This is a genomic window from Mycolicibacterium neoaurum ATCC 25795, assembly GCF_000691525.1.
Lineage (GTDB): Bacteria > Actinomycetota > Actinomycetes > Mycobacteriales > Mycobacteriaceae > Mycobacterium > Mycobacterium neoaurum.
Genome location: NZ_JMDW01000008.1, coordinates 353,012 through 375,834, shown reverse-complemented (window position 1 = coordinate 375,834; position 22,823 = coordinate 353,012). Strand labels below are relative to the sequence as shown.

Sequence of the window (22,823 nt, the reverse complement as noted above, 5' to 3'; positions counted from 1 at the left end):
CACCGGCTCGTGTGGTCCGCCTACCCCGTCAGGATCTACCTCGATCGATGAGGTTGGACAACACCACGATGCTCTCGCTGCGCTCGATATCGGCGCTGGCCCGGATGCGTTCCAGCGCGTCCTCCAGATGTCGCATATCGCGCGCCAGCACGTGCAGGATCGCGTCCGCCGTGCCGGTGACCGTCGCCGCGCTGACCACCTCTGGGATGTTCACCCACGCCTGCCGTAACTCGGCAGGCGCGATGGTGCCGTGGCAGTACACCTGGACATAGGCCTCGGTGGTCCAGCCCAGCGCCTGGCGATCGACCACGGCGGTGAAACCACGGATCACGCCCGTGTCGAGCATGCGGTCCACCCGGCGCTTGACCGCGGGAGCGGACAGATTCACCCGCTCACCGATCTCGGCGAAGGTCGCGCGGGCGTGGTCGGTCAGCTCGGCGATGATGCGCTCATCGACCTCATCCATCAGCATTCCCTTCTCGGAACAATGGATCACCGACAATCTCCTCCACGCACAATGTATACGTCTATATAACGCAAGATTTGGCGATTGATTGCGTGATGTGCGGTCAATATCGTCATGGTCATGACGGTTTCCGACCTCACCAGCGCCATCGACTCCACCCGCCGAGCCCGCACCCGCCGCTTCGTCATGACCGCACCCACCCATTTCGCCGTGCATTACGCGATCAACCCGTGGATGGACCCCACCATCGGAGTCGATGTCGGCCGCGCCGTCGCGCAGTGGGAAGGGCTGAGGCGCACTTACACCGAGCTCGGGCACACCGTCGAATTGGTCGACCCGGTGCCCGGTCTGCCGGACATGGTGTACGCCGCCAACGGTGGCCTGGTGGTCAACGGTCACGCCATCGTCGCCAACTTCACCTATCCCGAACGCGCCGCCGAGGCCGACGCCTACAGCGCATGGATGAGTGCGGCGGGCCTGCAACCGCGGCGGACTCGCCATCGCAACGAGGGACAGGGCGATCTCCTGGTCGCCGGCACCATGGTGCTGGCGGGTTATGGGTTCCGTACCGACCGTCGAGCCCATGACGAGATCGCCGAGATCACCGGCCTGCCGGTGCTGAGCCTGGAGCTGATCGATCCGCGCTTCTACCATCTCGACACCGCACTCACGGTGCTCACCGACGGCCCGTGCCCGCTGATCGCCTACTACCCGCCGGCATTCAGCGATGGCGCACTCGCTCTGTTGCGCAGCCACTTTCCCGATGCGCTCACCGTCGGGACCGCCGACGCTTTCGTCCTGGGTCTGAACGCGGTGTCCGACGGTCGCCATGTGCTGCTGCCTGCGGCCGCGACGGGATTCGCCGCGCAGTTGCGGGACGCGGGATTCCGACCCATCGGCATCGAGCTCTCCGAGCTGCTCAAGGGCGGCGGATCGGTGAAGTGCTGCACGCTGGAGGTCTTTTCATGAGCGTGCTCGCCGACCACCGCGCCACCCAGGCGGCCATCGAACTCGACGACCGCCACGTCGCACACAACTATGCACCGCTACCGGTGGTCGCGGCGTCGGCGGCGGGCGCGTGGATCACCGATGTGGAGGGCAACCGCTACCTGGACTTTCTGGCCGCCTATTCGGCCGTGAACTTCGGCCACCGCCATCCGCTGATCATCGCCGCCGCGCATGCCCAGCTCGACATGCTCACCCTGGTGAGCCGAGCCTTCCACTCCGACCGACTCGGCCCGTTCTGCGCGGCCCTGGCCCAACTGTGCGACAAGGACATGGTGCTGCCGATGAACAGCGGTGCCGAAGCGGTCGAGAGCGCCATCAAGGTCGCTCGCAAGTGGGGCACCGACGTCAAGGGCGTTCCGGCCGGTGGCGCGGAAATCATCGTGGCGCGCAACAACTTCCATGGTCGCACCACCACGATCGTCAGCTTCTCCGATGACCCGGCAGCGCGTGACGGATTCGGGCCCTTCACCCCGGGCTTCCGTGCCGTCCCATTCGGCGACGCCGATGCGATGGCCGCCGCGATCGGCGCAAACACCGTCGCGGTCCTGTTAGAGCCCATCCAGGGCGAGGCGGGCATCATCGTGCCACCCGACGATTTCCTACCTAGGGTCAGGCAACTGTGCACACAGAACAACGTGCTGTTGATCGCCGACGAGATCCAGTCGGGCCTGGCCAGGACCGGGCAGACCTTCGCCTGCGCACACTGGGGTGTGGTGCCGGACGTGTATCTGCTCGGCAAGGCGCTCGGCGGCGGTGTCCTTCCGCTGTCCGCGGTGGTGGCCGACTCAGATGTCCTCGGCGTGCTGCACCCCGGTGAGCATGGTTCGACCTTCGGGGGCAACCCGTTGGCGGCAGCGGTCGGCTCGACCGTGGTGTCGATGTTGCGCACCGGCGAATACCAGGCCCGGTCAACCGAACTCGGCGCACGGCTGCATGCAAGGTTGCCCGAGATCCCCGGGGTGAGAGCGGTCCGCGGGAAGGGCCTGTGGGCCGGAGTGGACATCGACCCGGCACTGGGAACCGGCAAACAGGTGAGCCGCCGGCTGGCCGAACGGGGCGTCCTGGTCAAGGACACGCACGGTCAGACCCTGCGGTTGGCTCCCCCGCTGGTGGTGACCGCCGACGAGATCGATTGGGCGCTGGACAGATTCGCCGAGGCGCTGGCTAGTACTTCATGACGCCGCGATCGACGGCGATCTGACTGCCCGACAGGGTCGCCGAACCGTCGCCGGCCAGCCATGCGACCACATCGGACACCTCTTCCGGCGCCATGAAGGCGGCCAGTCCTTCGCTCTTGCCGTCGGTCACCCGGTGATATGGCATCGGTGCGAAGCTGTGCAGGAAGCTGGGATGCTTGGCGAACATCGCCCCCATCGCCTCCGGCTCGATCATCGGTGTGTCGATCGAATACGGATGGATCGAATTGACCCGGATCCCGAACTCGCCGACCTCCAGGGCCAGCGAATTGGTCAGTGCGGTGAGGCCGTGCTTGGACGCGGCGTAGTGGGCGTTGCCGGGGGTGGCTTTCACCCCGGCCGACGAGCTGACGATGATGATCGACCCGCCGTTGCCGGCCTCGATCATGGCGGGCACAGTCGCCCGGATGGTGCGCCAGGTGCCGTTGAGATTGACGTCGACGACGGTGTCCCACTGCTCGGGGGTCAGCTCCCAGATCCGGCCCCAGCTCAGCACACCGGCATTGGCCACCACCACATCGAGGCGGCCGAACTGTTCGATGGCGTCGGCGACGAGTTGTTGCTGGGCTTCCAGATCACGAATATCGACGGCGCGCGAGAGCACCTTTCGTCCGGTTGCTTCCACCGCGCGCACCGTCTCGGCGAGATCCTCCGGGGTGGCCGCCGGGTAGGTGACCGTCGGAGACGCCGGCGCGCAGATGTCGGAGGCGACGATGTCGGCACCCTCGTTGGCCAGCCGCACCGCGTGCGCACGTCCCTGGCCGCGCGCGGCCCCGGTCACGAATGCCACCCGGCCCTCGAGTGCCTTCTCTGCCGCCATGACCGGTCCTCCCTCGTACGCCGAACTCACGAGGGCCAAGGCTAGCAGCCAAACTGAAACGTGTTCTAGTATTTCCGCGCGCTACAACTCGGCGATGATCTGCCGGCGTTTGGCGGTGTACTCCTCGTCGGTGATCGCGCCGGTCGCGCGCAATGTCTCCAACTCCTGCAACCGCTGGGCGGTACTGATCGAGGGAGTGGGCTGCGGCGGCGCGGCGGTAGTGCCTGCCGGCGGTTCGGGTGCCGCCGCACGCTGGGCGGCCGCGCGACGCACCACGGCCTGCACCTGTGCGCGCGCGACGGGATTGTCACGCAAGTCCACCATGCTGTTCATCCCGATACCGTTGGCCTTCAGGATCTGCAGGATCTCCATCAGCGGTTGCACCTGGCCGGACAGATCGTAGGTCCGGTTGTCTTCGGCGATCGAGAACGTCGCAGGCATCAAACCGTTGATCAAACCCGACCTGTTCCAATCGATCTGGAACTTGTGCGTCGCGGGATCGACCAGCACCACCAACCGACGTGCCGTCAGCATCGGCAACCGGTCCACCCCCGCGATCACCTGATCCTCGGCCGCGAACGGCGCGATGCCGGGCCCGGCGATGTTCAACTGCAGACGCACCAGCGGTCGATCGTTGATGCGGGTGTTCGTCTCGGCCAAGCCGGTGATCGTGGCCAGCGCCAGCACCCCGTCGGCCTCCAGCGCCTCGGTGCGGGCCTGCACGTTGGCCCCGTACGTCGCCAGGCCTAGAGCGGCCAACACGTCGATCGCGGTGATCAACAGGCCCACCCAGAACATCCACTTCATCAGCTCGCTCTGGCCGGTGCCGAAGTAGACGGCCAGGAAGATCGGCCCCACGAGTCCACCGCACAGCAGAACCCAGGCCTGGGCTTTCACGTAACGCCACACCATCGCACGCTCCTCACCTCGACGGGCACAGCGTAATGGGACGGAGACGAGCATCACCCGCAGCGCAGGACAGGCTCTGCGGATGCCCCTAACATATGGCGATGTCGGCCATATGGCTGACCTAGACGTGAATGTTTGGTAAGAACATGCCTGTGCCCAGGAGCGGCCACGACCTCGCAGCGGACGTGTCCGAGCGGCAGGTCGTCAACGGTGCACAGGAAATCGCAGTCATCCTGCTCAACTGCGCCACCCTCGTCGCCTGCGGTAGCGCACTGCTCCTACCCGGCACACCAGAGAGCTCGGTGGGTGTCATCGGGCTGGCGCTGCTGGTGTGGTGGGCGATCTACCGCTTACTGACCCGGTCCACGGCACCGCTGCAACTGTCCATCGATTTCGGGTACGTGCTGGCCGTCTCTGCCACCGTCCCGGTGTTCGGCTTCGACCCACAATTGCTCTACACCAACTCCGTCCCGCAGGTGATCGCCGGCACCGGGGTCATCTGTGTCGCCCTTGCCGCGCCACCGAAATGGAGTCTGCCTGCGGCACTGGCCATCACGGCGACCTATGCCGCGGGCTGCGCGCAGGTGATCGGCTGGGCCGGGGTTGCCCACCTGCCGACGATCTACTACGTGCTGCCCATCCAGTGGGTGGCCACCACCGCACTGCTGCTGACCGCACGCTCCGTCGCGCGCCGCGTCGACCAGGCGCGCAGCGCCAACAACGAAGCCGCCCTGCGCGATGCCCTCACCGCGGCGATGCGCGACAACGAACTCGAACACATGGCTCTCGTGCACGACACCGCGGCCTCCACCCTGCACCTCGTCGGCGAGGGCGCCAAGATCTCCCCCGACCGCATTGCCGCGCAGGCCCGACGCGACCTGGCTCTGCTGGCGCAGGACAATCCTGGCGCTCCGCCGCATGCCGAGATCGACATCGTCGCGGCATTGCGGGCCGAGATAGGACATGTGAGCACCCCGGTGGATCTCACCGGGGTGCCCGAACTCGTCCTGGCGGGCAGGTCCGCCCATGCCGTCGTCGCGGTGGTGCGCGAGTCGCTGAACAACGCCGAACGCCACGCGCGCGCAACACGAATCACGATCGACATCACACCGTCGCGCATCGTCGTCACCGATGACGGCGTCGGCTTCGACCCGATGCGCACCAGCCTGGGCCATGGGGTTGCCGAATCGATCGTCGGCCGGATGCGTCGCGCCGGGGGCAACGCATCGGTGCGCTCGGCACCCGGCGAAGGCACCGCCATCACCCTCACCTGGAATCGCACACGCACAGCGGCCGACGATCCGTTACCCGCGTATGTCGACCAGTTGACCGAGCGCATCCTGGTCCGATTCGGTATCGCGATCATCGCGATCGCCGTGCTGCAGCTCGCGGTTGCGGTGCCGAACACGGCATTTCGCACCCCTGATCCGATTGTGCACCTGGTCCTCGGCGCGATCGCGGTGCTGGTGGCCCTCGGTGCGCTGCCCACTGTTCTCGGCCGCGCGCCCGATCTGACGGTCCCCGCCATGGCCACCATGGGTGTGGTGGTCGGCGCACAGTCCCTGCTGCTGCCCGACGATCAACTCGGCAGCCCCATCCAGTGGACCCTGGCCGCGACCACGCTGTGCGTCCTGCCCTACCTGCTGCGCAGACCCTGGCAGATCTCGGTGTCGGTGATGGTGCTGTTCTGGCTGACCACCGGCATACTGAACTTCGTCCAGTATCCGGGCATGGCGGCGGCATTCAACCTCGCTCTGCACACCGCCGGGGTGTTCGTCGTGCAGCTGTTGGTCCTGGCGTTCCCGGCGTGGCTGCGGCGCGCCCACGCCACCGCCGTGCAGGAGAGCCGGGAGCGCTGGGCTCAGGATGCCCAGCGACGTATCGCCCAAGCGCTGCACGAGGACTACATGCGGCGCAATTCGGAACTGATCCAGGGCGTCTTCCCGCTGCTGCAGACCCTCAGCACCGGCACCATCGACGCCGATACCCGGTGGCGCGCGCGTATCGAGTCGCGCCGCCTCCGGCTCTACATCTACCAGGCCCGCACCACCGGCAATCCGCTGGTCGCCGACCTGCGCCCCGCCATCGAGGCCGCCGACCAGCGCGGGGTGGTGGTGTCGCTGAACACCGACCACGAGCTGCCCGAGCTCGCCGCCGAGGAGCGCCGCCGGTTGTTGGAACCGGTGGCCGCCACGCTGGCGACGGCCGCCCGGCATGCCAGGGTGGGGTTGGTTTCGGCACCCGATGAGGTCGTCGCCAGCATCATCTGCGATAGCAGCGGTACCGACATCACCTCCCATCCCGGCGGCCCGGACACACCGCGGATCGAGGTCACCGAGATCGACGACACCATCTGGGTGAGTGTCCACCACCGGTTTCTGGAACGGGAAGACAACGCGATCGCCGCCGACGCCGAGCGCGTCGATATCGCCTGAATATCTACCGCTGCGACAATTCAGTTAGCCATAACTTCATCTTGGGCAACAAAACGCGCGCGCGAGTAGTACAGTCCTCTCACGGGGACGGGGTGCGGACCACTTGCTGGAACGCTGATTCTTGGGTGAAATACATGATGGAGACGGTAAGTCGCAGGGCGGGGAGCATGACAGACGCCGTGTCGGTGGTGTTGATCGACGACCATGACGTGATCCACGCCGGCGTGCGGGCGTGGTTTGCCGAACAAGATCCGCCGATACAACTCGTCGCCGAATACAACCATCCGAAGACATTCCTGACCGATTACCCCGAGGGCGGCCACGATATCGAGGTCGTGGTGTTCGACCTGCAGTACGACCGCTTCCAGCCGGAGTTCGACACCCTGAGCGAGGTCTGCGAGGCCGGGCATCGGGTGATCGTCTACTCACATATGGCCACCGACGAGGTGATCCTGACCAGCCTCGACGCCGGCGCCAGCACTTTCCTGGCCAAGAGTGAGGACAAGCAGCACCTCTTCGACGCCATCTACGCGGCGCGGGCCAACACCCCGTATGTGGGGCCGCGGATGGCCAAGGCACTGTTCAACGACCGGACCGTGGGACGACCCGGCCTGAGCACCCGCGAACGCGAGGTGCTAATCGCCTGGTTCCAGACCGAGAACAAGGAGTTCGTCGCGAAGCGACTGTTCATCGAACCATCCACGGTGCGAACGCATCTGCAACGCGCCCGGGCGAAGTATGCTGCGGTCGGACGGCCCGCACCCACCAAGGCGGCGCTGATCGCGCGCGCGGTGCAGGACGGGATCCTGAGCATCGAGGATCTGTAGCCGCCGATGCTCATGCGATAGTGCTGCGTCGTCACCACCTTGCGTCGTCACCACCTTGCGTCGTCACCACCGGGGGAGCTACCGCATTGCCTGACCGTTCCGATCTCTCGACCGCCACGCTGTCCATCGCCGTCGTCGACGACCATGACGTCATCCACAGCGGTGTGCGATCCTGGTGTGCGGCCGCCGATCCTCCGATTGCGGTAGCTGACTGCTACTTCGATTCCGAGTCCTTCCTCGCGGCTCACCCGCACCCGTCGGCCGACGTGCAGGCGGTGGTGCTGGATCTCGAACTCACCAGCCGAAAGCCAGATTTCGCAGCGATAGCCCGGATAGCTGACGCCGGCCACCGGGTCGTCGTCTACTCGCATCTGGAACACAACGAGGTGATCCTGCAGTGCCTCGACTACGGCGCCGTCACTTACCTGGTGAAGTCAGAGGGCAAACGCCACCTGATCGACGCAATCCGCGCTGCCGGCACCGACACTGCCTATGTCGGGCCACGGATGGCGGGTGCCCTGCACAGCGACTCCCGTGCGGGCCGGCCTGCGCTGGCCGCACGGGAGCGCGAGGTGTTGGTGGCCTGGTTCCAGACCGAGAGCAAGGACCTCGTCGGCCAGCGATTGTTCATCTCCCCTGCCACCGTGCGCACACATCTGCAACGTATCCGGGCCAAGTACGCCGCCGCCGGCCGACCGGCACCGACCAAGGCCGCGTTGGTTGCGCGCGCCATCCAGGACGGGATGATCAACGTCGACGACCTGTGACGCGAATCGCAGGCCCGCTGCGGTGATTACGTCAAAGGGAGGACAGCACAGCGGTTGACGCGTCGTTACCATGCGGCAATACGCAACCGGGGGGTCGTCGTCTTGTTCCTGACCAGGTGAGCACCATATCGCTGGGCGCCGCACGGGATTCCGCGCGGCGCCATATCCTCGAACGAACCGGTACGGCCGCGTTCCTGATGCGGCACGCCGCCAACGTCCTTGTCGCGCTGACGGTGGCCGTGGACCTGACCGACATGGCGGCACCGGCGGGCCGACTGCTGCTGATCGGCATCGGCGGCTGGTCCATATACCGCCTGCTGACCCGGTCACCGCGGCGCGCGCTGATCGCAGCGGATTTCCTCGTCACCGTGGCCGTGTGCATGGCTGTCCCGCTGCTGGTGTCCGGGCCTGACTTCCACCGATCCAACTGCGCGCCGGTCGCCATCGCCGGTACAGCCGTCATCTCCTTCACGCTCTCGCTGCCTGCCCGCGTCTCACTACCGATGACGTTGACGATCGCCACGGCGTACGCCTACGGGTCCGCCCAGGTGATCGGCTGGTCACACGTCCAAGAGATCTTCAACTTGTACTACTTCGCACTGCAATGGGCCGCGTCGTATGTGATGCGGTTCGTCGTCCTGCGGGTGGCGGGCGCCGTCGACAGTGCCCGCAACGCCAGGAAAGCCGCCGAGATCGCCGAGACCGTCAGCGCCGCCGTACGCGCCTACGACCGTGAGCAGACCCGGTTGCTCCATGACACGGTGGCCTCGACACTGCTACTGGCGGGCCAGGACGCCGACGTTCCAGCCGTCAGGCTTGCCGAACAGGCCCGCCGTGATCTGGCGGTCCTCGCTCGCGAACCGGTACAACCCCCGGCGGGACTCACCGAACTCGTCGGTGCGCTGCGTGACCTCGCCGCTCATCTGGCCACGCCGGTACGGTTCACCGGCCGAGCCGAGATGTGGCTGGACGGTCCCATCGCCAACGCGGTCATCGCTGCGAGCCGGGAGGCGTTGACCAATGTAGACAGGCATGCCCGGGCGACCTTGGTGACCATCGATGTCGACCAGCGCCGAGTCAGATTCACTGATGACGGTGTGGGTTTCGACGCCGGGATGACTCCGGCCGGGTTCGGCCTTTCGGCGTCGGTGCATGGGCGGATGACGCAGTGTGGTGGGACCGCGACGATAGACTCAAGCCCCAGCGCGGGTACCACCGTCGAGCTGGAATTTGCCGACGCAAATCGCTCCGCCGACATCGAAGATCCGGACCGCCTCATAGCACGAACCAGGACCCGATTCATCCTGGTGATGACAGCCTATGCCGTATTGAATGTGCTTGCGACGGCGCCCTTCTCGGTGAACCACGGCGCACTACAGGGCTGGCTGGCCGTGGGCGCGGTGGCCTGTACTCTCAGCGCGCTGCCCGCGTTGCTGGGACGGCGCGGCATCCCGATGGCCATCGGGATGGTCATCCTGCTGATACTGATGCTCGTCCAGTCGATGTCGATTCCTGCCGACGCGGTGGGCACCCAGGCACACTGGTCACAGGGAGCGACCGGTTGGTGCCTGCTGCCGTTGCTCTTGAAGCTGCCGACACCGCGTGCGGCCGTCATCCTGATCCTGTACTGGGTGATCCCTGCGGTGGCGGTGTTGATCCGCAATCCGAGCGCGGAGACGCTGGTGAACATCGGATTGGGTACCGCCAGCATCCTCACCGTCCAGGTATGGGTTCTGCTCATCTACGGTCTGCTTGCCGACGCCGGGACCGCGGCGCACACCGAGACCGTGCGCGGCGTGCAGCTGCTGGCCAGAGATCAGGTCGCGCAGGCACTGTCGGCAGAGTACAACCGTCGTTACGCGCAGCTGATCGCGAATGTCGTTCCGCTCCTTGAGCAGTTGACGACCATGCAACCGCTCGATGAGACGTTCCGCCGCAAGGCCCGCGTGGAATGTCAGCACATGCGCGTACTTTTCGACCAGTCGGCAAGCTTCGATCATCCATTGCTGCAACGGCTTCGGCCCGCCATCGACAATGCCGAGAGCCGCGGGATCGACGTCTCGGTGCACGTTGACGGTGCGGTGCCCGCTCTCGATGAGCACGCCATCGATCGCGTCGTCGACGTGCTGAGCTATGCCCTCGGACTGTCGCGCACGTCGGCACGCATCGCACTGACCAGCGATCGGGACGGTCTCACCGCGAGCATCGTGTGTCCTGATCTCCAGGACACCACCGGTCTGCACGCGCACGTGCCCGCCGGGGCAGACGATCTGGAACTGACCATCACCTCAGATATGGCCTGGCTGACGGTGCGGTGCGCGGCAGCCGACGTACCCGAACCCGTCACCGCCGAACCAGCTGCAGCCGACCGCACCTCCGTGTGACCCGAACAACAAAGCGGCGCCCACCCTTTCGGGTGAGCGCCGCTCTGATTTGTTGAGGCTAGATCACTTGATGATCTTGGTGACACGGCCGGCGCCGACGGTGCGTCCACCCTCACGGATGGCGAACCGCAGGCCCTCGTCCATGGCGACCGGCTGGATCAGCTTGACAGAGATGTCGGTGTTGTCACCGGGCATCACCATCTCGGTGCCCTCGGCGAGGGTCACCACGCCGGTCACGTCCGTGGTACGGAAGTAGAACTGCGGACGGTAGTTGTTGAAGAACGGCGTGTGGCGGCCACCCTCGTCCTTGGACAGGATGTAGACGCTGCCCTCGAACTCGGTGTGCGGGGTGGTGGTGCCGGGCTTCACGACGACCTGGCCACGCTCGACATCTTCGCGCTTGATGCCACGAACCAGCAGACCGACGTTGTCACCGGCCTGGCCCTGATCGAGCAGCTTGCGGAACATCTCGACACCGGTGACGGTGGTCTTGGTGGTCTCCGGGCGGATGCCGACGATCTCGACTTCCTCGTTGACGTTGATCACGCCACGCTCGACGCGACCGGTCACCACGGTGCCACGACCGGTGATGGTGAAGACGTCCTCGACGGGCATGAGGAACGGCTTCTCGGTCTCGCGAACCGGGTCCGGGATCGACTCGTCGACAGCAGCCATGAGCTCCTGGACCGACTTGACCCACTTCTCGTCGCCCTCGAGCGCCTTGAGCGCCGAGACGCGGACCACGGGGGCCTCCTCGTCGAAGTCCTGAGCGGCCAGCAGTTCGCGGACCTCCATCTCGACGAGCTCGAGCAGCTCTTCGTCGTCGACCATGTCGGACTTGTTCAGCGCGACCAGGATGTAGGGCACGCCGACCTGGCGCGCGAGCAGCACGTGCTCACGAGTCTGGGGCATCGGGCCGTCGGTGGCGGCGACCACAAGGATGGCGCCGTCCATCTGCGCGGCACCGGTGATCATGTTCTTGATGTAGTCAGCGTGACCGGGGGCGTCGACGTGCGCGTAGTGACGCTTCTCGGTCTGGTACTCCACGTGGGAGATGTTGATGGTGATACCGCGCTGACGCTCCTCGGGCGCATTGTCGATCTGGTCGAATGCGCGCGACTCGTTCAAATCGGGGTACTGGTCGTGCAGCACCTTGGTGATTGCTGCGGTCAGCGTGGTCTTGCCGTGGTCAACGTGACCGATGGTCCCGATGTTGACGTGCGGCTTCGTCCGCTCGAACTTCGCCTTCGCCACTTCTGTGTCCTCCTGGACTTGTTGGTGCTCTTACAAAGCAGATTGATGATGTTCAGTTGTGTGGTCTGCCAAGACCACCGGGGATTACTCTCCGGTCGCCTTAGCGTGGCCGTCTGCTCGGCACCCGGATCGCTCCGAGCCTCGGCCGCGGGCGGCCTCGATTCTCACTCTCCGGTCGCCTTCGCGATGATCTCCTTCGACACGTTCGCCGGAACTTCAGCGTACGAGTCGAACACCATGGAGTAGTTAGCCCGGCCCTGGGTCTTCGACCGGAGGTCGCCGACGTAGCCGAACATCTCCGACAGCGGCACCTGCGCCTTGACGACGCGCGCACCGCTGCGCTCCTCCATGGCCTGAATCTGACCACGGCGGGAGTTCAGGTCGCCGATCACGTCACCCATGTAATCCTCGGGCGTGGTGACCTCGACGGCCATGATCGGTTCCAGGATGACCGGCTGCGCCTGTCCGGCAGCCTTCTTCAGGGCCTGGGAACCGGCCACCTTGAAGGCCATTTCCGACGAGTCGACGTCGTGGTATGCGCCGTCGAGCAGGGTGACCTTCACGTTCACCAGCGGGTAGCCGGCGAGCACGCCGTACTGCATCGCGTCCTGCGCACCGGCATCCACGGACGGGATGTACTCACGCGGGATGCGGCCACCGGTGACCTTGTTCTCGAATTCGTAGGTGGCGCCGTCTTCGCTCTCGAACGGCTCCAGGTTGATGATGACCTTGGCGAACTGGCCCGAGCCACCCGTCTGCTTCTTGTGGGTGTACTCGACGTTCTGCACGGCCCGCTTGATCGTCTCGCGGTAGGCCACCTGCGGCTTGCCGACGTTGGCCTCGACCTTGAACTCGCGACGCATCCGATCGACCAGGATGTCCAGGTGCAGCTCACCCATACCGCCGATGACGGTCTGGCCGGTGTCCTGATCCAGGTGCACCTTGAAGGTGGGGTCCTCTTCGGCCAGCTTCTGGATGGCCGTGCCCAGCTTCTCCTGGTCACTCTTGGTCTTGGGCTCGATGGCGACCTCGATGACCGGATCCGGGAAGGTCATCGACTCCAGCACGATCTGGTTGTTCGGATCGCTCAGGGTGTCACCGGTGGTGGTGTCCTTGAGCCCGATGACCGCGTAGATGTGACCCGCGCTGGCCGTGTCGACCGGGTTCTCCTTGTTGGAGTGCATCTGGAACAGCTTGCCCAGCCGCTCCTTCTTGCCCTTGGTCGAGTTGATGACCTGAGCACCGGAGTCGACCTTGCCCGAGTACACGCGCACGTAGGTCAGCTTGCCGAAGAACGGGTGCGTGGCGACCTTGAACGCCAGGCCCGAGAACGGCTCGTCGGCCGACGGCTTACGAGAGATGATCTCGTCTTCCTTGCCGGGGACATGTCCCTCGGCGGCCGGAACGTCCAGCGGGTTGGGCAGGTAGTCGATGACGGCGTCGAGCATGGGCTGCACGCCCTTGTTCTTGAACGCCGAACCGCACAGCACCGGGTAGGCCGCCGAGGTGATGGTCAGCTTGCGCAGGCCACCCTTGATCTCCTCGATGGTCAGCTCTTCGCCGCCCAGGTACTTCTCCATGAGGTCGTCGTCGGTCTCGGCGACGGCCTCGATCATCGCGGTCCGGTACTCCTCGGCCTTCTCCTGCAGATCGGCCGGGATGTCGACGGTCTCGTACTTCTCGCCGAGCTTCGTCTCGCCGCTCCACACCTTGGCCTTCATCTCGACCAGGTCGACGACGCCCTCGAAGTCTCCTTCGGAGCCGATCGGCAGCTGGATCGGGATGACGTTGGCGCCCAGGCGATCCTTCATGGTCTGCACCGAGAAGTAGAAGTCCGCGCCCAGCTTGTCCATCTTGTTGACGAAGCAGATGCGGGGAACGTCGTACTTGTCGGCCTGCCGCCAGACCTGCTCGGACTGCGGCTCGACACCTTCCTTGCCGTCGAACACGGCAACGGCACCGTCGAGCACGCGCAGCGAACGCTCCACCTCGACGGTGAAGTCGACGTGACCCGGCGTATCGATGATGTTGATCTGGTTGTCGTTCCAGAAGCAGGTGGTCGCAGCCGAGGTGATGGTGATACCCCGCTCCTGCTCCTGCTCCATCCAGTCCATCGTCGCGGCGCCGTCGTGCACCTCACCGATCTTGTAGCTGATACCGGTGTAGAAGAGGATGCGCTCGGTCGTCGTCGTCTTGCCGGCGTCGATGTGCGCCATGATGCCGATGTTGCGGACCTTCGTGAGGTCGGTCAACACGTCCTGTGCCACGGCTAGATTCCCACTCTTTCGCTTGCTTGATTGCTATCCGGTGTGCCCAAAAGGGACAAGATCACCAGCGGTAGTGCGCGAAGGCCCGGTTTGCTTCGGCCATCTTGTGCGTGTCCTCGCGACGCTTGACCGCGGCGCCGAGGCCGTTGCTCGCATCGAGGATCTCGTTGGCGAGGCGCTCGACCATGGTCTTCTCACGACGCGCCTTGGAGAAGCTCACCAGCCAGCGCAGCGCCAGCGTGGTGGACCGGTCCGGGCGCACCTCGACGGGCACCTGGTAGGTGGCGCCACCGACACGGCGGCTGCGCACCTCGAGGGCGGGCTTGACGTTGTCGAGCGCGCGCTTGAGAGTGACGACGGGATCGGTGCCGGTCTTGTCCCGAGCCTGCTCGAGAGCGCCGTAGACGATGCGCTCGGCGAGCGACTTCTTACCGTCCAGCAGCACCTTGTTGACCAGCTGGGTGACCAGCTGCGACCCGTAGACGGGGTCGTTGACCAACGGACGCTTCGGCGCGGGGCCCTTGCGCGGCATCAGCTTTTCTCCTTCTTGGCGCCGTAACGGCTACGTGCTTGCTTGCGGTTCTTGACACCCTGGGTGTCCAGCGAGCCGCGGATGATCTTGTAGCGCACACCCGGGAGGTCCTTCACACGACCGCCGCGGACCAGCACCATCGAGTGCTCCTGCAGGTTGTGGCCCTCACCGGGGATATAGGCCGTGACCTCGACCGCGCTGGTCAGGCGAACGCGGGCGACCTTGCGAAGCGCCGAGTTCGGCTTCTTCGGGGTGGTGGTGTACACGCGAGTGCACACGCCGCGACGCTGCGGACTGCCCTTGAGGGCCGCGGTCTTGACCTTGGCGACCTTGTCGCGGCGACCCTTGCGGACCAGCTGGTTGATGGTTGGCATGTACCGGCTTTCTGTGTTGCTATTCGAACTTCTAAGTCTCTGTACTGCAGTTTTCGCCCGATCGCGTCCCCCGCGTTCGGGCGTGTCGCACGCGCCTGCACCACGGCTTTCGCCCCGATGCATCCGACAGACGTACGAAGACACACGAATTCGCCCGACCTGCAGGGGATGCGGTCCACAAAGCGGACACATGTGCCCCCTGACAGCCAGGCACGAGGCTCCACGATACCAGGGGTGGGCGCGCCGAACCAAACCCGTGCGTAGCGGCCTTATCGCAGGTCAGACGCTACGCCCGTCGCAGCACCCAACTTCGAGCCTACCGGAGCCCCGGCTGCGGCTCCCGCTGTTGCATGCCCGCTGCGAGCCGCAAGACCATATCGGTGAAGACCGCGTCGGTGTCGATATCGTCCATCACCCCGGTCATCTCCAACAGGACGAAACCATGCAGCGCCGACCAGAATTCCAGGGCCGCATAGAACGCGTTATCGCCGGCCAATCCGTAGGAAGCCAGCGCCGCGAGCACCGGCCCCGCGGCCTCCCTGGCCGCCGCGGTGTACTCCGGATCGTCACCGCCCAGCGGCATCCTGGTGAACGCCGAGTAGCGACCCGGATGGTGGTGGGCGTAACTGCGGTAGGCGCTGGCCATGGTGACCACCGCGTCATCGCGGGTGCGCCCCTCCCCGACCGCCCGCAACATGCCGATGATGTCCTGAATCACGTGCATACGCACCGTTCGGCGGAGGTCTTCCAGGCTCTGCACGTGGTTGTACAGCGACGGGCCCTTGGTGCCGAGCTGCGTTGCCAGCGCGTTGATGGTCAACGCGTCCCAGCCCTCACGGTCCAGGAACGCCAGCGCGGCGCTGACGATGGCGTCGCGGCTCAGTTTGGTCGCCCGCGTTGCCATCGCTACCCCTTCCGAAGTCCCACCCGTCCCCGGCTACATCTTTAGCGAGGCTGACGAATGACTCTAGTTCACCGGGACCGGATTCAGCTCGGTCACACGATCCGACGGCGATTAGGCGCAGACCTGCCACGACCGCGGCGCGGCACCGTACGCTGTTGACCCATGGCGAGCCTCTCAGTCCGTAGCCGGTCCGCGACCGCGGGTGTCCTTGCCGCAGCCATGGCGCTGGCCGGCGCCCCTGCCGCCGAGGCCAAGAACGGCGACACCCACATCACCGGTCAGGGCATCACCCAGACGCTGGACTGCAACAACGCGACGTTGCTTGTCAACGGCACCGGCAACACCATCTACGCCAAGGGCAGCTGCTGGGCGGTGACGCTGCAGGGTTCGTCGAACATCGTCGTCGCCGACAATGTCGTCAACGACATCACCGTCTACGGGTACGACCAGACCGTCATCTACCACAACGGCGCGCCCGCACTGATCGACCGCGGTCGCGAACTGGGGATGACCAACCGGATCAACTGGGCACCCGCCTGACCCGTGCGCCGACTCCTCACACTGTTCGCCCTGCTGTGCGGAATAGGTGGCCTCGCTGTGACTCCCGAGCTGTCCCCGGCGGCCGGCGCGCAACCGGTGCCCCCGGTATCGGCCGCGGCCCGCGCCGTCGGGTTCATCGACGTCCGCGCCGCCGTACCCGACGCCCTGATCGATCTGCGCTATGCCACCCCGAACAACTTCGTGGGGGTGCCGCTGTACCCGCAGGGAGCCCGCTGCCTGGTGCACGAGTCGCTGGCACAGGGTTTGGCCGTGGCCGCCGCGCAACTGCGCGCGCAAGGCCTGCGGCTGGTGTTCTGGGACTGCTACCGGCCGCATGACGTGCAGGTACGGATGTTCGAGGTCGTCTCGAATCCGGCGTGGGTGGCTCGCCCCGGCGACTATTCCAAGAGCCACGAATCCGGCCGGTCGGTGGACGTCACGACCTATGGCGCGACGGGTCTGACCGATATGGGCACCGATTTCGACTCCTTCACCCCCGACGCGCTGGCCTACGCCACCGCCGGTGTGAGCCAGGCCGCACAGCACAACCGGGCCGTGCTGCGTGCGGCCATGGCCGCCGGCGGTTTGTCGGTGTACGACGGTGAGTGGTGGCATTTCGATGGCCCCGGCGCCGGAGCGCCGCGACCGATCATCAACGTGCCGCTCGGCTAGCCGCACACATCCAAGAGAATCGAGGAAGCATGCGCACTCAGATCGTCGGAGTATCGGCGGTGGTTCTGCTCGCACTGGGCTTGACCGCGTGCGGATCCGGTGACGAGTCGGGCCGGGCGTCGGTCACGGCGGGCACCTCGGGTGCGCAGGTCCAGATCGGCAACACCATCAATTACGGGTCGGTGGGCACCACCGCCGATATCGACTGCGCCGAGGGCAAGTCGCTGAACATCGGTGGGTCCAACAACGTGCTGACGGTCAAGGGGACGTGCTCGAGCGTCAACGTGGGCGGTGCGGACAACAAGATCACGCTGGACAACGTGGAGACCAAGATCAGCGTGGTCGGCCTGGACAACACCGTCGTCTACCTCGCCGGGGACCCGAAGATCGAGGATCTGGGCAGCGGCAACAAGGTCGACAAGGGTTAGCCCGACAGCTCAGGCCTGCTCACCGTGCCGGCCCGCTCCGTCGGCGAACCGCTTGGCACCGGCCAGCAGCTCGGCCGATGCTTTCTCCAGGCTGTCGAACTCGAAAGCCATTGCCACAGACTCGGTTTCACCCCACTGGTGCAGTGCCGAGAGCCGGTCGGCGCGCATACAGCCCTGTGGCAGCGCGGCGAGCCGGGCCGCCAACTCTTCGGCCGCCGCACGCGCCTGACCAGTGGGTACCACCCGGTTGGCCAACCCGATCTGCAGCGCCTCGTCGGCATCGACCGCGCGTCCGGTCAAGATCAGGTCCATCGCCCGACTGTGTCCGATCAGCCGCGGTAACCGCACCGTGCCGCCGTCGATCAGCGGGACTCCCCACCGCCGGCAGAACACCCCGAACACGGCATCTCGTTCGACCACGCGCAGGTCGCACCACAGCGCCAGTTCCAGGCCGCCCGCCACGGCATATCCGCTGACCGCCGCGATCACCGGTTTGGACAGCACCATTCGCGTCGGGCCCATCGGCCCTGGCCCGTCGGGGCGTACCCGGTTGCTGCGCGGGGTGCCCATCGCTTTGAGATCTGCTCCGGCACAGAATGTTCCGTTGTCGCCGCAGAGCACCGCCACCGCGGCGTCCGGATCGGCGTCGAACTCCTCGAAAGCCGCATACAGTTCTGCCGCGGTCGGCCCGTCGACGGCATTGCGTGCGGCGGGCCTGTTCATGATCACCGTCGTCACGGGCCCATTGCGCTCCACCCGTACCGAACCGGTCTCCGCGCTCATATCGCCTCCACTTTCTCGTCGCGCCGCGCGACCAGTTCGGCCGCGAAGTTCCGGTAGGCGCGGCGCAACCGCTCCCCCGGCCAGCCGGCCGGCAGCAGGTCGGCCGGCAGGACCGGGTCGGTCAGTAGCTGGCGCACGATCGCCGCGGCGGCGACGAAACGCGTGGGGACGTCCTCCGCGCTGTCGATCTCGTCGATCAGGCGGGTACCTTCGGTTGCCCAACCATCCAGATCCCACAACTGCGTCACCAACCCGGCGGAATCATCGTCACGACTGTGCAACACCCTCGTCCGGGCCAGCACGTCGGCAGGTAGCGCCACCTCCAGATTGTCCGGCCGCAGCCACACCCCGTCGCGCAGTTCGCCGAAGCGATTTTGCGCCAACATATTCCGGAGTTCTGCGCGGCTGCGGGCATCGGCACCCACCCGGGTGATCACCACCGTCGTCCACACCCCGTCCCAGTCACGTTCCCGCGGTTCGATCGCCGCATCCTGTCGGCGCTGGCGGGCCATCAGCCGATCCGAGAGCCGATACCCGTCGGCCGAACGCACCAGGTCCCCTGCCCCGACCATCCGGGTCAGCGCCACCCGCAGCGTCGACTCGCGGATGCCGAAATCGGATGTCAGCGTGATCAACTCGGCTGCCGATGCCCACGCCGGGTGCGCGCCGAGCAGCACGCTCAGCACCACCGACCGCGCAGTCAGCCGCATCAGACTCCGGACGCGCGGCGACCGTGGTCGCCGAGCGGCTCGTCACGGTGGCGGACCGCCTCGCGAAAACCGTGCTCGACGGCATCGGCGACGAAGGCATGCCCCTCCGGGGTGTGCCTGGCGATACCGTCGAAGACGGTGCTCACCATCCTGCTGGTGGCGACACCCTGCTGCAGCAGTGCGGTATTGCAGGCGAGCTTGGCCATGATGAGTTGGTTGACCGGCATGGCAGCGATGCGCGCGACGAGCCGTTCTGTCCGCTCGTCGAGATCCTGGGGCTCGGGCGCCTCCACGGCCAACCCCCATTCGGCGGCCTGCGCCCCGGTGATGCAATCCCCGGTGAACAGCAGCCTTTTCGCGCGCTGGTCACCGAGTCGGTGCGCCCACAACCCGGCCGCGGGAACACCCCACACCCGCATCGGCGGGTAGCCGATCTTGGCATCCGATGCCGCGATGACCTGATCGGCGTGCAACGCGATATCGGTGCCGCCGGCCACGCAGTAACCGTGGATCTTGACGACCGTCGGCTTGTCACAGTGCATCAGGCTGGCGAAGCCGCGGACGAACCGGCTCATCATCTGATAGTCGATCATCGGATCCCAGGGCCGGTCTGGCAGGTGGTTGACGGCCTGGGTCTTTCCATCGAGCACCGTGCCGCGGTAGTCGTTACCCGGCGATGATGATCCGTCGGCGTAGGCGCCCAGGTCGAATCCCGCGCAGAACCCCTCTCCGGCACCGGAAACCAGGATGACATGCACGTTCGGGTCGAGGTCGGCGCGCTCGACGCAGGCCGCCAACTCCACCGGGGTGTCTGCGACGATGGCGTTGCCCTTGTCGGGGCGGTTGAAGGTGATCCGGGCGATCCGGTCGGTCACCTCGTAGGTCATCGTCTTCAAGGGCATGGTTTCCAGCGAGTCGACGCTCATCCCTTGACCATCGCGCGCTCGATCACCGGTGCCAGGTCCAATCCGGTCGGCAGGGTGCCGAACGCCCCGCCCCACTGTCCGCCGAGGCGGCTGGCCAGGAAGGCCTCGGCGACAGCCGGATGCCCGTGGCGCACCAGCAGCGCACCCTGCAATGCCAGCGCGATGTCCTCGGTGATCTTGCGCGCCCGGTACTCGATATCGGCGAAGTCGCCGAGCGCGGTCTTCAGCTGTGCCACATGGGCGTTCAGGCGGGGGTCCGATGCCTGCGCAAGTTCGGTGAACAGCACGTCGACACATTCCGGCCGGGTGGCCATCGCGCGCAGCGTATCCAGCGCGCTGACATTTCCCGACCCTTCCCAGATGCCCATCAGCGGGGCCTCCCGGTAGAGCCGCGGCATGCCGGAATCCTCGACATAGCCGTTGCCGCCGAGGCATTCCATCGCCTCGGCGGCGTGCGGGGTGGCGCGCTTACACACCCAGTACTTGGCAGCCGCCAGACCGATGCGGCGCAACAGCGATTCCCGTTCGTCACCGCGTACCGCGGCATCGGTGGCGCCGGCCATCCGCATGGCCAACATGGTGGCCGCCTCGGCCTCGACGGCGAGGTCGGCCAGCACGTTGCGCATCTGCGGCTGGTCGATCAGGTAGGCGCCGAATGCCTTTCGGTACTGCGCGTGGTGCACGGCGCGGGCCAGACCGGTGCGCATGCTGGTAGCACTGCCGAGTGTGCAGTCCAACCGGGTGAGGTTGACCATCTCGATGATGGTCTTGACCCCGCGGCCCTCCTCGCCGACCAGCCACGCCGTCGCGCCGTCGTACTCGACCTCACTGGAGGCGTTGGCGTGGTTGCCCAGCTTGTTCTTCAGACGCTGCAGGAACATCCGGTTACGGGTGCCGTCGGGCAGCACCCGGGGCAGGAAGAAGCAGCTGACGCCCTGCGCGGTCTGGGCAAGGACCAGGAACACATCACTCATCGGAGCCGAGGTGAACCATTTGTGACCGGTCAGCGTGTAGCTGCCGTCGGCGTTGCGCACCGCCTCGGTGGTGCCGGCCCGGACATCGGAGCCACCCTGCTTCTCGGTCATCGACATTCCCGCGGTGATACCGGCTTTCGTGCTCGGCACCGTCAGCTCGGGGTCGTAGACCCGGCTGGTCAGCAGGGGTTCGTAGACGGCGGCCAGCTCCGGATTGAACCGCAGCGCGGGTACGACGGCATAGGTCATCGAGATCGGGCAGATATGGCCGGGCTCCGGCGTCCACACCGAGGTCTTGGCCGCCCGCACCACATGCGATCCGGCGCGGTCATCGGCCCACGGCGCGGCGTGCAAGCCGTGGCCGACCGCGACGTTCATCAGCTCGTGATAGGCCGGGTCGTATTCGACCTCGTCCACGCGGTGCCCGTACCGGTCATGGGTGTGCAACTCGGGACGGTGCCGGTCGGCGAGCTCGCCCCAGCGCTGAGCCTTGTCCGTGCCGCTGAGCGCCCCGAGCTCGGTGATCTCGTCGGCGCCCCAGCCGCCGCCCTCGCGGACGAGCGCCTCCATCAGCACCGGTGATGAGGCGGGATTATGGTCGCGCAGCGGCGGGACCTGATTGGTGACGACATGAGTGGCCATACGGACACTGTTACATTTTCTCGACAACTGCACAAGATACGTAACAGGTGCATACTCGTGCGGTGCAACCCAACACCGTCGTCCACGCCGTCGACCTCCCGCTCGACCATGAGCCGGTGCCCGCCGGGCAATCGGTCGCGGGCGATCCGAGCACCGCGGCGTCCGCGCTCACCCGGTTCGGCGGCCTGGAGGTCGGCGTCTGGGAGATGTCCGTCGGCACCATGACCGACATCGAGGCCGACGAGATCTTCGTCGTGCTCAGCGGCGCCGCCACCGTCGACTTCGCCGACGGCTCCCCCACCCTGGAGCTCCGAGCCGGCGACGTCGGGCGTCTCGCCGCCGGCGCTCACACCACGTGGACGGTCACCGAGACCCTGCGCAAGATCTACCTCACCTAGCCATGCCCTACGTCGAGGCGTCCATACGCAGCAAGCAATTCGTGGCAGCAGCACGCGCCGTCATGTCACGTCAGGGTGTCGCGGCCACCGCGCTGCGCGCCGTCGCCGCCGAAGCCGAGGTGCCACTCGGCACATTGCAGTACGTGTTCCCCAGCAAGGAACTGCTGCTGCGGGCCGTCATCGAGGACGTCATCGAGCAGATCTCGACCGTCCTCACCGCCAGCGTCGACGTCGACCGGGGGCTGGCACATGCCATCCGACAGGGGCTGACGGTCTTCTGGTCCGAGTTGGTCATCGGACAGGTCGACTCCCAGCTGATGCAATTCGAACTGGTCAACTACGCACTGCGGCAGCCGGGTCTGGAGCATCTGGCGCAATGGGAGTACCAGCGCTACGCCGAGGCCATCGCGCAGTGGTGCCAGAGTGCGGCCACCAACGCAGGTGAGGACAGCGCGGTCGGTTGCGACCAGCTGGCGCGGCTCATCCTGGCCGGCGTCGACGGGCTGACGATGCAGTACGCCTGTGACCCCGACGACGAGCGCGCGCAGGCCGACCTCGCCGTGCTGGCCGATATGGTCATCGCCGCGGCCGGTGTCTGAGCGGTTCG

At 66.2% G+C, this 22,823-nt stretch carries 23 protein-coding genes; 11 read left to right on the top strand and 12 right to left on the bottom strand.

The features are described from left to right. Window positions 1-28: 28 nt before the first annotated feature. Complete coding sequence (locus IC40_RS0109275; protein WP_234797798.1) at window positions 29-466, bottom strand: Rv2324 family transcriptional regulator; 438 nt, start codon at window positions 464-466, stop codon at window positions 29-31. A gap of 120 nt (window positions 467-586) precedes the next feature. On the opposite strand from IC40_RS0109275, the gene ddaH reads away from it, so the two are divergent. Next, window positions 587-1,435: a dimethylargininase gene (gene ddaH / locus IC40_RS0109270; RefSeq protein ID WP_030134445.1), complete on the top strand. Its 849-nt coding sequence runs from the start codon at window positions 587-589 to the stop codon at window positions 1,433-1,435. Continuing rightward, a complete protein-coding gene (gene rocD / locus IC40_RS0109265; protein ID WP_030134444.1) occupies window positions 1,432-2,652 on the top strand; it encodes an ornithine--oxo-acid transaminase in 1,221 nt (406 codons plus the stop codon). Before ddaH ends, rocD begins: the two co-directional genes overlap by 4 nt. On the opposite strand, the gene IC40_RS0109260 is transcribed toward rocD, so the two are convergent. Both IC40_RS0109260 and IC40_RS0109255 read right to left on the bottom strand, forming a co-directional pair. Then, window positions 2,639-3,490: a mycofactocin-coupled SDR family oxidoreductase gene (locus tag IC40_RS0109260; RefSeq protein ID WP_030134443.1), complete on the bottom strand. Its 852-nt coding sequence runs from the start codon at window positions 3,488-3,490 to the stop codon at window positions 2,639-2,641. The genes rocD and IC40_RS0109260 overlap by 14 nt on opposite strands. A gap of 81 nt (window positions 3,491-3,571) precedes the next feature. Continuing rightward, window positions 3,572-4,402, bottom strand: coding sequence for an SHOCT domain-containing protein (locus IC40_RS0109255; RefSeq protein WP_030134442.1), 831 nt, complete (start codon window positions 4,400-4,402; stop codon window positions 3,572-3,574). Window positions 4,403-4,545: 143 nt separating this feature from the next. Here IC40_RS0109255 and IC40_RS0109250 point away from each other — a divergent pair, with 143 nt between their 5' ends. The 4 genes from IC40_RS0109250 to IC40_RS0109235 all read left to right on the top strand — a co-directional run bounded on the left by IC40_RS0109250 (window position 4,546) and on the right by IC40_RS0109235 (window position 10,812). Then, complete coding sequence (locus IC40_RS0109250) at window positions 4,546-6,834, top strand: sensor histidine kinase (protein ID WP_030134441.1); 2,289 nt, start codon at window positions 4,546-4,548, stop codon at window positions 6,832-6,834. A gap of 167 nt (window positions 6,835-7,001) precedes the next feature. Continuing rightward, on the top strand, window positions 7,002-7,661 hold the full coding sequence (locus IC40_RS0109245; protein ID WP_030134440.1) for a response regulator transcription factor: 660 nt from the start codon (window positions 7,002-7,004) through the stop codon (window positions 7,659-7,661). A gap of 86 nt (window positions 7,662-7,747) precedes the next feature. Then, window positions 7,748-8,428: a response regulator transcription factor gene (locus tag IC40_RS0109240; protein WP_030134439.1), complete on the top strand. Its 681-nt coding sequence runs from the start codon at window positions 7,748-7,750 to the stop codon at window positions 8,426-8,428. A gap of 116 nt (window positions 8,429-8,544) precedes the next feature. Beyond that, complete coding sequence (locus IC40_RS0109235) at window positions 8,545-10,812, top strand: sensor histidine kinase (protein ID WP_051644295.1); 2,268 nt, start codon at window positions 8,545-8,547, stop codon at window positions 10,810-10,812. A 63-nt stretch (window positions 10,813-10,875) separates the two neighbouring features. On the opposite strand, the gene tuf is transcribed toward IC40_RS0109235, so the two are convergent. From tuf to IC40_RS0109210, 5 genes are all read right to left on the bottom strand, one after another. Next, window positions 10,876-12,066 carry an elongation factor Tu gene (gene tuf, locus IC40_RS0109230; RefSeq protein WP_019514020.1) on the bottom strand — a complete coding sequence of 397 codons (1,191 nt, stop codon included), beginning with the start codon at window positions 12,064-12,066 and terminating at the stop codon, window positions 10,876-10,878. Window positions 12,067-12,230: 164 nt separating this feature from the next. Next, entirely contained in the window at window positions 12,231-14,333 is a 2,103-nt protein-coding gene (fusA, locus tag IC40_RS0109225; RefSeq protein WP_030134437.1) for an elongation factor G, read from the bottom strand. Between the two features lie 61 nt (window positions 14,334-14,394). Next, complete coding sequence (rpsG, locus tag IC40_RS0109220; RefSeq protein ID WP_018601866.1) at window positions 14,395-14,865, bottom strand: 30S ribosomal protein S7; 471 nt, start codon at window positions 14,863-14,865, stop codon at window positions 14,395-14,397. Continuing rightward, on the bottom strand, window positions 14,865-15,239 hold the full coding sequence (rpsL, locus tag IC40_RS0109215; protein WP_019514018.1) for a 30S ribosomal protein S12: 375 nt from the start codon (window positions 15,237-15,239) through the stop codon (window positions 14,865-14,867). Before rpsL ends, rpsG begins: the two co-directional genes overlap by 1 nt. Before the next feature lie 316 nt (window positions 15,240-15,555). Then, window positions 15,556-16,143: a TetR/AcrR family transcriptional regulator gene (locus tag IC40_RS0109210; protein ID WP_030134436.1), complete on the bottom strand. Its 588-nt coding sequence runs from the start codon at window positions 16,141-16,143 to the stop codon at window positions 15,556-15,558. Window positions 16,144-16,305: 162 nt separating this feature from the next. Between IC40_RS0109210 and IC40_RS0109205 the strand changes: the two genes are divergently transcribed. From IC40_RS0109205 to IC40_RS0109195, 3 genes are read left to right on the top strand one after another with little or no spacing between them, the layout of a single operon-like run. Beyond that, window positions 16,306-16,683, top strand: a complete 378-nt coding sequence (locus IC40_RS0109205) for a DUF3060 domain-containing protein (RefSeq protein ID WP_030134435.1) — start codon at window positions 16,306-16,308, stop codon at window positions 16,681-16,683. A gap of 57 nt (window positions 16,684-16,740) precedes the next feature. Then, on the top strand, window positions 16,741-17,355 hold the full coding sequence (locus tag IC40_RS0109200; RefSeq protein ID WP_234411700.1) for a M15 family metallopeptidase: 615 nt from the start codon (window positions 16,741-16,743) through the stop codon (window positions 17,353-17,355). Window positions 17,356-17,384: 29 nt separating this feature from the next. Then, the gene (locus tag IC40_RS0109195; protein WP_030134433.1) at window positions 17,385-17,783 is read left to right on the top strand and encodes a DUF3060 domain-containing protein; all 399 of its coding nucleotides are present in this window, start codon (window positions 17,385-17,387) and stop codon (window positions 17,781-17,783) included. A 9-nt stretch (window positions 17,784-17,792) separates the two neighbouring features. Here IC40_RS0109195 and IC40_RS0109190 read toward each other — a convergent pair whose 3' ends face one another. From IC40_RS0109190 to IC40_RS0109175, 4 genes are read right to left on the bottom strand one after another with little or no spacing between them, the layout of a single operon-like run. Beyond that, entirely contained in the window at window positions 17,793-18,566 is a 774-nt protein-coding gene (locus tag IC40_RS0109190) for a crotonase/enoyl-CoA hydratase family protein (RefSeq protein ID WP_030134432.1), read from the bottom strand. Then, on the bottom strand, window positions 18,563-19,276 hold the full coding sequence (locus tag IC40_RS0109185) for a PaaX family transcriptional regulator C-terminal domain-containing protein (protein WP_030134431.1): 714 nt from the start codon (window positions 19,274-19,276) through the stop codon (window positions 18,563-18,565). The genes IC40_RS0109190 and IC40_RS0109185 overlap by 4 nt, the downstream gene beginning before the upstream one ends. Beyond that, window positions 19,276-20,202: a crotonase/enoyl-CoA hydratase family protein gene (locus IC40_RS0109180; protein ID WP_030134430.1), complete on the bottom strand. Its 927-nt coding sequence runs from the start codon at window positions 20,200-20,202 to the stop codon at window positions 19,276-19,278. Before IC40_RS0109180 ends, IC40_RS0109185 begins: the two co-directional genes overlap by 1 nt. After that, a complete protein-coding gene (locus IC40_RS0109175) occupies window positions 20,199-21,818 on the bottom strand; it encodes an acyl-CoA dehydrogenase family protein (RefSeq protein WP_030134429.1) in 1,620 nt (539 codons plus the stop codon). Before IC40_RS0109175 ends, IC40_RS0109180 begins: the two co-directional genes overlap by 4 nt. Window positions 21,819-21,880: 62 nt before the next feature. Between IC40_RS0109175 and IC40_RS0109170 the strand changes: the two genes are divergently transcribed. Beyond that, window positions 21,881-22,216, top strand: coding sequence for a cupin domain-containing protein (locus tag IC40_RS0109170; protein ID WP_030134428.1), 336 nt, complete (start codon window positions 21,881-21,883; stop codon window positions 22,214-22,216). 2 nt (window positions 22,217-22,218) lie between these two features. Then, window positions 22,219-22,815 carry a TetR/AcrR family transcriptional regulator gene (locus IC40_RS0109165; protein ID WP_030134427.1) on the top strand — a complete coding sequence of 199 codons (597 nt, stop codon included), beginning with the start codon at window positions 22,219-22,221 and terminating at the stop codon, window positions 22,813-22,815. Window positions 22,816-22,823: the final 8 nt, after the last annotated feature.